Source organism: Pseudomonas qingdaonensis (assembly GCF_018398475.1).
Lineage (GTDB): Bacteria > Pseudomonadota > Gammaproteobacteria > Pseudomonadales > Pseudomonadaceae > Aquipseudomonas > Aquipseudomonas palmensis.
On the sequence record NZ_CP074676.1, the window covers coordinates 734,168 to 747,975 of the forward strand.

11 protein-coding genes are annotated in these 13,808 nt (G+C 65.9%); 5 read left to right on the top strand and 6 right to left on the bottom strand.

The features are described from left to right. Positions 1-43 precede the first annotated feature (43 nt). Entirely contained in the window at positions 44-955 is a 912-nt protein-coding gene (locus KH389_RS03345) for a LysR family transcriptional regulator (protein ID WP_213606876.1), read from the bottom strand. Between the two features lie 56 nt (positions 956-1,011). Then, positions 1,012-2,730 carry an FAD-dependent oxidoreductase gene (locus KH389_RS03350; RefSeq protein WP_213606878.1) on the bottom strand — a complete coding sequence of 573 codons (1,719 nt, stop codon included), beginning with the start codon at positions 2,728-2,730 and terminating at the stop codon, positions 1,012-1,014. Between the two features lie 170 nt (positions 2,731-2,900). Here KH389_RS03350 and KH389_RS03355 point away from each other — a divergent pair, with 170 nt between their 5' ends. Further along, entirely contained in the window at positions 2,901-3,677 is a 777-nt protein-coding gene (locus tag KH389_RS03355) for an IclR family transcriptional regulator (RefSeq protein ID WP_213606880.1), read from the top strand. 147 nt (positions 3,678-3,824) lie between these two features. Next, positions 3,825-4,646 carry a sugar phosphate isomerase/epimerase family protein gene (locus KH389_RS03360; RefSeq protein WP_078481786.1) on the top strand — a complete coding sequence of 274 codons (822 nt, stop codon included), beginning with the start codon at positions 3,825-3,827 and terminating at the stop codon, positions 4,644-4,646. Between the two features lie 41 nt (positions 4,647-4,687). Here KH389_RS03360 and KH389_RS03365 read toward each other — a convergent pair whose 3' ends face one another. Further along, a complete protein-coding gene (locus KH389_RS03365) occupies positions 4,688-6,028 on the bottom strand; it encodes an MFS transporter (RefSeq protein ID WP_043860691.1) in 1,341 nt (446 codons plus the stop codon). A gap of 279 nt (positions 6,029-6,307) precedes the next feature. Here KH389_RS03365 and quiC point away from each other — a divergent pair, with 279 nt between their 5' ends. Further along, positions 6,308-8,215, top strand: coding sequence for a 3-dehydroshikimate dehydratase QuiC (gene quiC / locus KH389_RS03370; RefSeq protein WP_054916558.1), 1,908 nt, complete (start codon positions 6,308-6,310; stop codon positions 8,213-8,215). Positions 8,216-8,296: 81 nt separating this feature from the next. Then, on the top strand, positions 8,297-8,965 hold the full coding sequence (locus tag KH389_RS03375; RefSeq protein WP_043860689.1) for a TetR/AcrR family transcriptional regulator: 669 nt from the start codon (positions 8,297-8,299) through the stop codon (positions 8,963-8,965). A gap of 75 nt (positions 8,966-9,040) precedes the next feature. On the opposite strand, the gene KH389_RS03380 is transcribed toward KH389_RS03375, so the two are convergent. Beyond that, positions 9,041-9,901: a shikimate dehydrogenase gene (locus KH389_RS03380; protein WP_420831952.1), complete on the bottom strand. Its 861-nt coding sequence runs from the start codon at positions 9,899-9,901 to the stop codon at positions 9,041-9,043. A 168-nt stretch (positions 9,902-10,069) separates the two neighbouring features. Between KH389_RS03380 and KH389_RS03385 the strand changes: the two genes are divergently transcribed. Beyond that, entirely contained in the window at positions 10,070-11,236 is a 1,167-nt protein-coding gene (locus tag KH389_RS03385) for an alkaline phosphatase family protein (protein ID WP_088513889.1), read from the top strand. 108 nt (positions 11,237-11,344) lie between these two features. Here the strand turns inward: KH389_RS03385 and trmA are convergent, their stop codons facing one another. Continuing rightward, on the bottom strand, positions 11,345-12,430 hold the full coding sequence (trmA, locus tag KH389_RS03390) for a tRNA (uridine(54)-C5)-methyltransferase TrmA (RefSeq protein WP_043860686.1): 1,086 nt from the start codon (positions 12,428-12,430) through the stop codon (positions 11,345-11,347). After that, a complete protein-coding gene (locus KH389_RS03395; protein WP_043860685.1) occupies positions 12,427-13,722 on the bottom strand; it encodes an NCS2 family permease in 1,296 nt (431 codons plus the stop codon). Before KH389_RS03395 ends, trmA begins: the two co-directional genes overlap by 4 nt. Between the last annotated feature and the right edge of the window lie 86 nt (positions 13,723-13,808).

The window sequence follows — 13,808 nt, forward strand, 5'->3', positions numbered from 1 at the left end:
ATACGGCAGAAGCAGCCCAGAACCTGTGTGCTTCTTGCACAGATCACATCTTGATTTCCCATCGTGGTTCAGTGTAGTACGCCCGCGCATACTCGACCAATGCCCGAACCTTGGGCGCCAGATAGCGGCTTTGGGGGAACATCGCGTACACGTGCCGGGAGGGCTGCTGCCATTCGGGCAGCACCTGTACCAGGCGCCCGTCGAGCAGGGCGTCATGCACGATGAAGCGGTCGAAGCTGGCGATACCCAGGCCGGCAATGGCCGCCGCACGCAACGCCATCGGCGAGTTGGCGCTCAGCCGGCTGGGCATTGCCACGTCCAGGCGCTGCCCGTCGGGCCCCTGCAGGCTCAGCCGTTGCGGCTGGGCCAGGCGGTTGTAGCCGAGCAACGCATGCTCGCCCAGGGTGTGCGGTTCGATGGGGGCCGGCCAGCGCTGCAGGTACGCAGGGGCGGCTACCAGCACGACTTCGCTGACGGCCAGTTGCCGGGCCACCAGGTTGGAGTCGGGCAGGTGGGTGGTCACCCGCAGGCACACATCGACCCCTTCTTCGAGCATGTCCACAAAGCGGTCGGTGCAGATGAGCTCCACCTGCAACTGGTCGAAGCGCTCGACGAAGTCCGGTAGCCAGCGCCCCAGCTCCAGTTCACCGAATGCCGTGGCCACGCTCAGGCGCAGGGTGCCTGTGGGTTGCTGCTGGTGTTCGGAAATCTCCAGGCTCATGGCTTCGAGCTGCTCCAGCACCTGCACGCAATGGCGGTAGCACAGTGCGCCGGCTTCGGTGACGTGCAGGCGCCGCGTGGTGCGGCTGAGCAACTGGGTGCCGAGGTGGCGCTCCAGGTTCTTGACCTGGCGCGACAGCACGGTGTGCGATTGCCCGGTCAGGGCGGCAGCGGCGCTGAAACCACCACTCTCTACCACGCGGCGAAACGCCTGCATCGCGCTGATCTGGTCCATGGTCGGCTGGCTTTCATGAAGGAGTCGGGTCGCCAGTCTAGCAGCAGCCGGCGCGCCTACTCGTAGGCACTGATCCCGGCAATGTGCCGCCCGGCGATGTAGCCGAAGGTGGTCGCCGGCCCCAGATTGATCCCGCCCGCCGGGTAATGCCCGCCCATGATGCTGAGCATGTCGCTGCCGGCGGCATACAGGCCGGCAATCGGCTGCTGCTGTGCATCCAGTACCTGGGCGTGGGCATTGGTCCTGAGCCCGGCAAAGGTGCCGAAGCAGCCCGGCTCCACCTTCACCGCATAGAACGGCCCCTGCTCGATGGGCGCCACGCACGGGTTGGGCCGGTGCAGCGCATCGCCCTGCTTGCGGTTGTAGGGCGTGCTGCCACGGCCGAACTGCGGGTCTTCGCCGTGGCGCGCATGGCGGTTGTAGTCGCTGAGCGTGGCACTCAGGCCCTGGGGGTCGATGCCGCAGGCGATGGCCAGCGCCTCGATGCTGTCGCCGCACTTGAGGTAGCCGCTGCGAATGAAGGGCTCCACCGGCAGTGGGAAGGGCCGGGAGATGCCCAGGCCGTAGCGGCGCTGAAAGGCGTGGCTGCAGATCAGCCACGAGGCCACCTGCTCGCCGGGCGCGCTGGCGACCATTGCGCTCACGTAGTCGTAGTAGCCGTTGGCTTCGTTGACGAAGCGCTTGCCGTTGGCCAGCACACCGATGATGCCGGGCTTGGCACGTTCGATGATGTGCGGGAAATGGCCGAAGCTGCCGTCCTTGTACGGCACTTTCGACACCGGGGCCCAGGCCACCGGGCTTGCCAGGTCGTCGACCACGTGTGCGCCCACGCTCTCGCCCAGGCGCAGGCCATCGCCGCTGGCGCCCAGCGGCGGCAAGGCCAGGTGCTCATGCCCGGTGGGGGTACGCGGGAACAGCGCCTTGCGCCGCTCGATATCGTTGGGGAAGCCGCCGGCTGCCAGCACCACGGCCTTGCGCGCATGAATGCTCACGTCGCCGTTGGCCGTCTGCACCACCGCCCCCGTCACCCGGCCAGCGTTGTGCAGCAGGCGCTGCGCCGGGGCCGATGCCCACAGCAGCACGCCGAGGTCTTCGGCCGACTTGGCCAGGCGCGCTATCAGGGCCACGCCGTTGACCAGCTGCATCGCCCGGCCGTAGCGTGCGAGGTCGAGCAGATGGCGTGCCAGGCGCTTGCCCACATGCAGCAGCGAGCGCCACGAACGGGTCAGGGTGAGAAAGGCGGTAAGGTCCTTGCCGGCCATGATCGGCATGCCCATGAATGAGGTTTCGCGCATCGTGCGGCGCAGCTGCCTGAGCAGCTTGCCGACCTTGCGCCCGTCATACGGTGCGGCGATCACCGAGCGCCCGCCCGTGCCGGCCCCGGGCGTGTCGCCGTGGATATCGGCAATGCCGTTGCCGTCGGCGAACTGCAGGGCGGTATGGCGTTCGAAGAACGACACCATGTGGGGCGCCGCCTCCAGGAACGCATCGATCATCGCCGGTTCGAAGCGTTCGCCCAGTTCGTGTTGCAGGTAGGTGCGCGGCAGCGAACGGTCCTCGACGATGCCGGCGCGCTGTGCCAGCGGGTTGCACGGTACCCACATCCAACCGCCGGACCAGGCCGTGGCGCCGCCGAACACCGGGTCCTTTTCGACCACGATGACCTTCTGCCCGTGAAAGGCGGCGGTCACCGCGGCGCTCAGGCCGGCAGCGCCGGAGCCGATGACCAGGACATCGCAGTCCACCGGGCGGGGGGTAGGGGTGTGGGCAGTCATGCTGGGTCCTCGCAGTGCACGCAATTATTATTTTGGAACGAAGTTCCATATTCTATGATTGCACGTCGGCTGCCAAGGTCGTCGCCTGCAAAGTTGGGCGAAGATCGAACAGTGGTTTGCGCTTTGCCCGGCGCTCTTTAGAATCGGCGAAATTTTCAGGGACCGTGACTATGGCCGGCAGTCAGATCGAACGTGCTTTCAGCCTTCTCGAAAGCCTCACCAGCGAGCCGCGCGGGCTGCCGATGCAGACCCTGGCCGAGCAGCTGGACATCCCCAAGAGCGCGACCCATCGCATGCTCGCCGAGCTCATGCGCCTGGGCTACGTGCGCCAGAACCCGGAAAACAGCCGGTACCTGCTGAGCACCAAGCTGGTGGGCATGGGCTTTCGCTACCTGGCCCAGAGCGGTGCCGACATCGTCCAGCCGATTCTCGACCAGTTGGCCGCGCAGACCGGCGAGCTGGTGCGGCTGGGGATCATCGACGGCGAGCGCCAGGTGTGGATCGCCAAGGCCCAGGGCGCCCGCTCCGGCCTGCGCTACGACCCGGACATGGGGCGTGAGGCGCCGCTGTTCTACAGCGCCTCGGGGCATGCCTGGCTGGCCAGCCTGAGCGATGCCCAGGCGTTGCTGCTGGTGGAGCGCCAGGGCGTGGGCCGGCGCGAGGACTTCGGGCCGAACGCGCCGGCTTCCAATGCCCAGCTGCTGGAACGCCTGCGCATGGCGCGGGAACTGGGTTATGCGTGGGTGGTGGAGAGTTCGGCGCTGGGTACGTCGGCGTTGGCGGCGGTGGTACGTCACCCGCAGGATGGGCATGTGGTCGGGGTGTTGAGCGTGGCCGGGCCGACCGCGCGCCTGAACGAGGCGCGCCTGCACGAGCTGGCGCCGGCGTTGCTGGCGGCGGCGGCCGAGCTGTCGGCGGCCAGCCCGGCGTCGGAGCTGTTTGCCTGAGGACCGCTTCGCCGGCAAGCCAGCGAAGCGGCCCTCAGGCAAACAAAGGCAGTTTTGCGGAGCGCAAAGCTGTTTTTTTGTACTTGCATTGAAATTGGAACTAAGTTCTAAATAATGCAAATACAACAACGCACCCGAGACTCCTCCATGAACCCACGTGTCATGTCCCTGGCCGCCCTCACTGTCCTTGAGCTGTCCCCACCCCGGATGGTCGAAGTCGCCGCCCGGGCCGGCTACAGCCATGTCGGCCTGCGCCTCGAGCCGGCCACCCCCGAAGAGCATCACTTCCCGCTGGCAAGCGACGCCGGCCTGCGCCGGCAGACAGCCGAGCGCCTGCGCGACACCGGCATCCGGGTGCTCGATGTGGAGATTCTGCGGCTCAAGCCCGACACCCTGGTCGCCAACTTCGAGGCCCTGCTCGCGGTGGGCGCCGACTTCGGTGCCAGTGAGCTGCTGGTTGCCGGCAACGACCCGGATGAACAGCGCCTGACCGACAACTTCGCGGCGCTGTGCGACCTGGCCGCGCCGTATGGCCTGCACCCGCACCTGGAGTTCATGCCGTGGACCGATGCCAAGGACCTGACCCAGGCCACCCGCATCGTCGAAAACGCCGGGCGCGCCAACGGCTGCGTGCTGGTCGATGCCTTCCACTTCGATCGCTCGGCGTCGCGCCTGGAAGACCTGCGCCGCCTGCCGGTCTCGCGCATCCGCTACGCGCAACTGTGCGACGTGGCGGGCCCGCGCCCCGACGACATGGCCGAGATCCTGCGTCAGGCGCGTAACGAGCGACGTTTTCCAGGGGATGGGGAGTGCGACCTGAACGGGTTGCTGCACAGCTTGCCGGCCGACCTGCCGCTGAGCCTGGAGATCCCCACGCGCCAGTTGCTGGAGCAGGGGGTGAGTGCGCTGCAGCGCGCGCAGTGGGCGCTGGAGAAGGCCCGCAAGGTAATGAACGCCGGCTCCCTGTAGGAGCCAGCGTTGCTGGCGAAGGGCTGCATTGCAGCCCGGGCTTACGCCTCGACTGTCGGGATCCTGCGCGGTGCCATGAAATACATCCACAGCAGCGCGATGAAATACATCGCCGGAATCATGGTGAACAGCACGGTGTAGTTGTTGTTGGTGCTGGTCAGCACATGCCCCACGATCTGGGTCATGAACATCCCCCCGGTGGCCGCGCACATGCCGCCAAAGCCGAACACGGTGCTCATCATGTGCTTGGGCGTGTAGTCCATCACCAGGCTCCAGATGTTGGCGGTCCAGGCCTGGTGCGCGGCAATCGCCAGGGAAATGGCCAGTACCGCCACCCACAGGCTGCTGGCGCCTGCGGCGAAGATCACCCCGACGATGGTGGTGGCGAACAGCAGCATCGACAGCAGCCGCGCCTTCACCGGCGCCATGCCGCGACCGATCATGAACGAGGACAGGATCCCGCCACCCACGCTGCCGAAGTCGGCACTGAGGTAGATCACGATCAGCGGGATGCCCATCTGCGTGACGCTGATGCCCAGGTTGTACTGCTGGTTCAGAAACGGCGGCAGCCAGTACAGGTAGAACCAGAACACCGGCGCGGTGATCGAGTAGGCCAGGGCAAAGGCCCAGGTGCCGCGCATGCGCAGGATACGGGTGAACGGCACGGCCGCCTGTTCAGGCTCGACCTCGCTCTGGATGTACGCCAGTTCCGCCTTGCTCACGCTCGGGTGGTTTTCCGGGTTGAAGTACTTCAGGCCCCAGAACGTGGCCCACACCAGGCCCAGCGCGCCCATGGCCATGAACGCCGCCTGCCAGCCCCACACGGTGAGGATCAGCGGCAGCAGCATCGGGGTGAACATGGCGCCGACGTTGGTGCCGGCGTTGAAGATGCCGGTGGCCACCGCCCGCTCGCCCGCCGGGAACCACAGCCGGGTGGTCTTCACGCAGGCCGGGTAGTTGGCCGCTTCGGTCAGGCCGAGGATGAAGCGACAGACCATGAAGCCCACCGCCGAGGTGGCCAGGCCGTGGGCGCCAGTGGCCAGGCTCCACAGCAGCACCGCGCAGAAGAACACGCGCTTGACGCCGATGCGGTCGATCAGCCGGCCCTGCAGCACGAAGCCGATGGCGTAGCCCACCTGGAACCAGAAGTTGATGTTGGCGTAGTCCATCGCCGTCCAGCTCATTTCCTTGGCCAGGATCGGCTGCATCACGCCCAGTGCGGCGCGGTCGATGTAGTTCAGGGTGGTGGCGAAGAATACCAGCGCCAGCATCACCCAGCGGGTCTTGCCGACGCCCATGGCGCCACGGATCTTGTCGCCGATACCGGCGTGCGGGGTACTGGCCGATGGCTGGGCCAGGGGAGTGCTTTGGCTGTGGATCATGTGGTGATTACCCGTATTTTTATGTTTATGGGTCAAGCCAGGATGACACGCGGTACACCAGTCGACTACGGCAGGTTCGTCGGTGCTTTTGGCAAGATGCTCGTCTGCCCGGTGGTAAGAAATGGTGCGCATTGGTCAAAAAAGGGTCAATTGATCTGGGCGGGTACTGGGCGATAATCGCACACAAAACTAACCAGTTCGTACCTTTTGATTGAGCTAGGATAAACCCCAGCCAATAATTCGTGCAGCTGGGCACTGCCTGCCCGTTGGAGCCTGAAGATGCAGCGTTCGATTGCCACCGTGTCCCTGAGCGGCACCTTGCCGGAAAAACTCGAAGCCATTGCCGCCGCCGGATTCGACGGCGTGGAGATCTTCGAAAACGACCTTCTCTACTACGACGGCAGCCCCCGCGAGATTCGCCAGCGCTGCACCGACCTGGGGCTGGACATCACCCTTTTCCAGCCGTTTCGCGATTTCGAGGGCTGCCCGCGCGGGCGCCTGGCGCGCAACCTGGAGCGCGCCGAGCGCAAGTTCGAACTGATGCAGGAACTGGGCACCGACCTGGTGCTGGTGTGCAGCAACGTGTCGGCCGACGCGCTGGGCGGCCAGCAACTGCTGGTCGACGACCTGAGCCTGCTGGCCGAGCGGGCCGCCGCCCACGGTGTGCGCATCGGCTACGAGGCGCTGGCCTGGGGGCGGCACGTGAACACCTGGCAGCAGGTGTGGGACATCGTGCGCCAGGCCGATCACGCCAACCTGGGCATGATCCTCGACAGCTTCCACACCCTGTCGCTCAAGGGCGACCCCAGCGCCATCGCGCAGGTGCCGGGGGACAAGATCTTCTTCGTGCAGATGGCCGATGCGCCGATCCTGGCCATGGATGTGCTGGAGTGGAGCCGGCATTTTCGCTGCTTCCCGGGGCAGGGCGAGTTCGACCTGCCGGGGTTTCTGGCGCCGATTCTGCAGGCCGGCTATCGCGGGCCGCTGTCGCTGGAGATCTTCAACGACGGTTTTCGTGCCGCGCCGCCACGGGCCAATGCCGCCGACGGCCTGCGTTCGCTGCTGTACCTGGAGGAAAAGACCCGTCAGTTGCTCGAACGCACCGCACCGCTGGCCGACCCTGAGCTGCTGTTCGCGCCGCCGCCGGCCAGCAGCTGCGATGGCATCGAGTTTCTCGAGTTTGCGGTCGACGACGCCTCGGGCGCCAAGCTGGGCAACTGGCTCGAAGGCCTGGGCTTTGCCCGTGCCGGCAAGCATCGTTCGAAGAATGTGAGCCTGCTGCGCCAGGGCGAGATCAACCTGATCCTCAACGCCGAGCCCTATTCGTTCGCGCACAACTTCTTCGAAAGCCACGGCCCGTCGCTGTGCGCCACGGCGATCCGGGTCAGGCACAGCGCCCAGGCGCTGGCCCGGGCGGTGGCCTATCACGGCCAGCCCTATCGTGGCCTGGTGGGGCCCAACGAACGTGAGCTGGCAGCGGTACGCGCCCCCGACGGCAGCCTGATCTACCTGGTGGACCAGGGCGCGGACGGACGCACCATCTACGACACCGACTTCAGCCTCAGCGAGCAACCGGCCCATGGCCTGGGCCTGACCCGCATCGACCACATGGCACTGGCCCTGCCGGCCGACAGCCTGGACAGCTGGGTGCTGTTCTACAAAAGCCTGCTCGACTTCAGCGCCGATGACGAGGTGGTGCTTCCCGATCCCTATGGCCTGGTCAAGAGCCGCGCCCTGCGCAGCCAGTGCAGTTCGATCCGGCTGCCGTTGAACATCTCCGAAAACCGCAACACAGCGATTGCCCACGCGCTGTCCAACTACCGCGGCTCGGGCGTGCATCACATCGCCTTCGACTGCCAGGACATCTTCGCCGCCGTCAAGCGCGCCAAGGAAGCAGGCGTGGCGCTGCTCGATATCCCGCTCAACTACTACGACGACCTGGCGGCCCGGTTCGACTTCGACGATCAGTTCCTGAGCGAGCTGGCCTACTACAACGTGCTGTACGACCGTGATGCCCAGGGCGGCGAGCTGTTCCACGTATACACCGAGCCGTTCGAGGAGCGCTTCTTCTTCGAGGTGCTGCAGCGGCGCAATGGCTACAGCGGTTACGGCGCGGCCAACGTCGCGGTGCGCCTGGCAGCGATGGCCAAGGCGCGCAGCGGCGGGCTGCGGCATGCCAAGCTGTAACGTGTCAGCGCCCGTCAGGCTTTCTTCTGGCGCACCCCGGGGCCATAATCGCGCGGTTAACCGACTGGTCAAGAGCCCCGTATGACGACAACTCCAGCACCCTTGGCGGCACCTGCCGAGGCGCCGCGCAAGAGCCGCAAGAACAATCCTGAGAAAACCCGCGAGAACATTCTGCAGGCGGCCATCAGCGAGTTCGTGCAGCAAGGCCTGGCCGGTGCTCGGGTCGATGCGATCGCCGAGCGCACCCAGACCTCCAAGCGCATGATCTACTACTACTTCAACAGCAAGGAGCAGCTGTATGTGGAGGTGCTGGAGAAGCTTTACGGCGATATCCGCAGCACCGAAAGCAACCTGCACCTGGCTGAACTGGAGCCGCGCCAGGGCATTCGCCGGCTGATCGAGTTCACCTTCGATCACCATGACCGCAACGTCGACTTCGTGCGTATCGTGTGCAACGAAAACATGCATCACGGCGAGTACGTCAAGCAGTCGGCCGCGATCCGCTCGATGAACAAGACGGTGCTCACCGCGCTGGACGAGATACTCCAGCGCGGGGCTGCCGAGGGGGTGTTCCGCCAGGGCCTGACGGCGCTGGACGTACACCTGCTGATCAGCTCGTTCTGCTTCTATCGCGTGTCCAACCGGCACACCTTTGGCGAGATCTTCCAGGTGGATTTCGAGGACAAGGCGCTCAAGGACAAGCACCGCGAGATGATCTGCGAGTCGGTGCTGCGCTACCTGCAGGCGTGATGCCGGGGAGCCTCCAGTCGCCGGCAGGGCCGGCACCTGCGGGTTGACCACCCTGTACAGGTGCCGGCTAAGCGTTCAATCCCCCAGGCTGTTGAAGTGCCCGATCATGCGCTGTGCATCCGGCACCACGCCGCTGAACAGCTCGAAGGCCTTCACCGCCTGAAACACCGCCATGTTGGCCCCGTTGAGCGTGCGGCATCCCAGTGCCCGCGCCTCGCGCAGCAATAGGGTCTCCAGCGGGAAGTACACGATCTCGGCCACCCACATTTCGGCGCGCAGCAGCGCCCTGGGCACCGGCATGCCCGGCAGCTTGGCCATGCCCATGGGGGTGGTGTTGACCAGCCCGCAGGCCTGGCCCATGGCCGCTTGCAGGTCATGCCCGCAGCGTGCCGGGCTGCCCTCGAAATGCTGGTTGAGGTTGTCTGCCAGTGCCTGGGCCCGGGCGGGCTCCACATCGAAGAGCGTCAGCTGGGTCACCCCTTCGCTGAGCAGCGCATGGGCCACCGCGGCACCCGCACCGCCTGCGCCCATCTGCACCACATGACGGCGTGAAACATCACCCAGGCCACGCCTGAAACCTTCGGCAAACCCCAGGCAGTCGGTGTTGTGGCCGATGCGTCGACCGTCCTTGAGCACCACGGTGTTCACCGCGCCGATACCACGCGCCTCGGGCGACAGCTCGTCGAGCAGGGGCACGATCGCCTGCTTGCACGGGAAGGTGATGTTGAGCCCGGTAAAGCCCATGTACTCGGCCGCGGTCAGCAGTTCTTCGAGGGCGCTGCTGTCCAGCTTCAGCTGGTCCAGGTCGATCAGCCGGTACAGGTAGTTGATGCCCTGGGCGGCGGCTTCGTGCTCGTGCAGGGCCGGGGTACGCGAGGCCTGGATGCCGGCGCCGATCAGGCCGGCGAGAATGCCGGAAGGGGAGGCCAAACTCATCGGTAAAACTCCATTGTTGTTCTTGGCAGGGGGAGGGAGCGTCACGACTAAAATGTACTGACTGGTTAATAGGGTCAATCGGGACGGGCCGTGCATTGATCGTTTCTGTTCGCTGATCGAACAAGCTGTGCTAAACCTGTTGTTTTGCACGGCACCACGGAGGGCGACATGGCGGCGCAGTTCGAAGAGATGCGGGACGTTCACGACACCTGGCCGGGCCTGGCCAGCCTGACCCAGTCTGTTTTCGCCGGGTTGGGCGCCAGGGGCTTCAGGAATCCGTTCCGGCTCGAGCGCTCTACAGCCACCTGCCTGCTGTTGATCGACGGCTTGGGCTGGAACCTGCTCAAGGCGCACGCCGAGCATGCACCGTTCCTGGCCGCGCTGATGCAGCCCGACAGCCACTTCAAGGTCGGCTTCCCGGCCACCACTGCCGCCAGCCTGGCCGCCGTGACCTCCGGCATGGGCAGCGGTGCGCATGGCATCGTGGGCTGCGATTTCGCCCTGGATGCACATTCGGTGTTCTCGCCGCTGTCATGGACCACTGCGGCCGCGCAGACGGGCAGCGTGCCGACCGCGGCGCCTGTCGCGGCCTCCTTCATCGTGCCGCAGACCGCCTGGGAAGACGCGGCCGCCCAGGGCGTACAGATCAGCACGGTCATGCTCGGGCGCTTTGCCGACTCGGACTTCACCCGTGCCATCTACAAGGCCGGCGGCATCCTTGCCGCGCCGGCCTACGATGCCTATCCCGAGCTGGTGCGTAGCGCACTGGAGGTGGAGGCGCCAGCCTTCTGCTTTGCCTATTTCGGTGACCTGGACTTTGCCGGGCACCTGTATGGGCCGGGCTCGCCCGACTGGTGCAGGCAACTGGAGATTGCCGATCAGCTGGCCCGCGACATTGCCGGGCGCCTGCCGCGCTCGGCGCGCATGCTCGTGATTGCCGACCACGGCATGCTCGACCTGGACCGCGCCCAGGTGCATGACTTCGATACCGACAGTGCCTTGCAGGACGGGGTGCGGGCGATGGCCGGGGACATCCGGGCGCGCTACCTGTACACCCACGAGCATCAGCAGGACCGCGTGCACGAGCGCTGGCAGAACCGCCTGGGGGATGAATACCGGGTGTTGAGCAAGGCCCAGGCGATTGGCGCGGGGTTGTTCGGGGACGTGATGCTGAGCCAGGCCGAGGGGCGTATCGGGGACCTGATCGTGGTTCCGACCGGGGCCGGCGGGATCATTCGCAGCGTGGAGGAGAAGCACCCCAGCCAGTGGCGCGGGCACCATGGGGCGTTGACGGACGCGGACCAGGTGGTGCCGCTGTTGATGTACTCAGATTAGGGCCATCGCGGGTCAAGCCCGCTCCCACAGGTACCCCACTGCCCTTCAGAGCCGTGACATTCCTGTGTGAGCGGGCTTGACCCGCGATAGAACACCGCCGATCCGGGCCTAGCGCCGAACCAGCAGCACCCCGCTTTCCATATGGTGCGTATACGGGAACTGGTCAAACAGCGCACACCGCTCGATACGGTGCGTATCGCTCAACTGCTCGATGTTCGCCGCCAGTGTCTCGGGGTTGCACGAGATGTACAGGATGTTATCGAAGCGCCGGGTCAGCTCGCAGGTGTCCGGGTCCATGCCCGCGCGCGGCGGGTCGACGAACACGCTGCCAAAGGCATAGCTTTTCAGGTCGATGCCTTCCAGGCGCCGGAACGGCCGCACCTCGTTCAGGGCCTCGGTCAGCTCTTCGGCCGACAGGCGCACCAGGCGCACGTTATCCACGCCGTTGTCGTCCAGGTTGTGCAGCGCGGCGTTCACCGAGGTCTTGCTGATCTCGGTGGCCAGCACCTTGCGCACCCGCGTGGCCAGCGGCAGGGTGAAGTTGCCGTTGCCGCAGTACAGCTCCAGCAGGTCGTCCTCGCGCTCGCCCAGGGCCTCGTAGGCCCAGTTGAGCATCTTCTGGTTCACCGTGCCGTTGGGCTGGGTGAACGCGCCTTCTGGCTGGCGATAGCGGAAAGTGCGCCCGCCCACGGCCAGCTCTTCAACCGCATAGTCACGGCCGATCACCACGCGCTTGCCCTTGGAGCGCCCGATGATGCTCACGCCCAGGTCGGTCGCCAGTTGCCGGGCAGCGGCTTCCCAATGCTCGTCCAGTGGACGGTGGTAGCACAGGGTGATCATCGCGTCGCCCGCCAGGGTGGTCAGGAACTCCACCTGGAACAGTTTGAAGCTCAGCGCCGAACTGGCCTGCCACGCCGCCTTGAGCTGCGGCATCAACTGGTTGATGCGCTGGCTGGCGATGGGGAAGTCGTCGATCAGGATCGCCTGGTGCTTTTCACCCGGGGCGAACATCGCGTAGTGACGCTGCTCGTTCTCGCGCCACAGGCGAAACTCGGCGCGCAGGCGGTAATGCTCGCGCGGCGAGTCGAACACCGCCGGCTCCGGTGCGCCGAATGGCGCCAGCAGTGCGCGCAGGCGCTCGACCTTGGCCTCAAGCTGCGCGGTGTAGGTAGTCGGGTCGTAGACGGAACTCATGCGGCGTACCAGCCCAGCTTGATCACGAACAGGATGGAGAGCACCACCAGCGCCGAGTTCAGTTCATGCCGGCGGCCCGAGATCAGCTTGATCACGGTCCAGGAGATGAAGCCGAAGGCGATGCCGTTGGCAATCGAATAGGTCAGCGGCATGGCCAGCGCGGTGACCACCACCGGGGCGGCCTCGGTCACGTCGTCCCAGTTGATTTCCGCCAGGCCCGAGGCCATCAGCACGGCGACGAACAGCAGTGCAGGCGCGGTTGCGAAGGCCGGCACGCTGCCGGCCAGCGGGGCGAAGAACAGTGCCAGCAGGAACAGCCCAGCCACCACGATGGCGGTCAGCCCGGTGCGTCCGCCAGCACTCACGCCGGCCGCCGATTCGATATAGCTGGTGGTGGTCGAGGTGCCCAGCAGCGAGCCGGCCATGGCCGCGGTGCTGTCGGCGATCAGGGCGCGGCCCATCTTCGGCATGTGGCCGTCCTTGCCCATCAGCCCGGCGCGCTTGGCCACGCCGATCAGGGTGCCAGAGTTGTCGAACAAGTCGACGAACAGGAAGGCGAAGATCACGCTGATCAGGCCGACATCCAGTGCGCCCTTGATGTCCAGCTGCAGGAAGGTCGGGGCCAGCGAGGGCGGCATCGACACGATGCCGTTGAACGGGGTGTAGCCCAGGCCGATGGAGGCGACGGTGACCGCCAGGATGCCGATCAGCACGGCGCCGCGTACCTTCATCGCCTCGAGCGCGACGATCAGGAAGAAGCCCAGGGTGGCCAGTACCGGTGCCGGGTTGCGCAGGTCGCCCAGGCCCACCAGGGTGGCCGGGTTGTCGACCACGATGCCGGCGTTGTGCAGGGCGATCAGCGCCAGGAACAGGCCGATGCCGGCGGCAATTGCCGAACGCAGCGGCAGCGGAATGCTGTTGACGATCCATTCGCGGATGCGAAAGATCGACAGCAGGAAGAACAGCACTGCCGAAATGAATACCGCCCCCAGTGCCACCTGCCAGGTGTGGCCCATGTGCAGCACCACGGTGTAGGTGAAGAAGGCGTTCAGGCCCATGCCCGGCGCCAGCGCGATCGGGTAGTTGGCGATCAGCCCCATCACCGCCGAACCGATGGCGGCAGCCAGGCACGTGGCGACGAAGATCGCGCCCTTGTCCATGCCGGTCTCGCCGAGGATGCTCGGGTTGACGAACAGGATGTAGGCCATGGCCAGGAAGGTGGTGACCCCCGCCAGGATTTCGGTGCGCACGTTGGTATTGTGCGCTTTCAGTTGAAACAGCCTTTCCAGCATGCCAGCTCCCCGTGGCGCACTGCGGCGCCTTGAATGTTCGACCCCATCAGCAAAGCACAGACTGTACCGGACACGGGGTGCCGGAC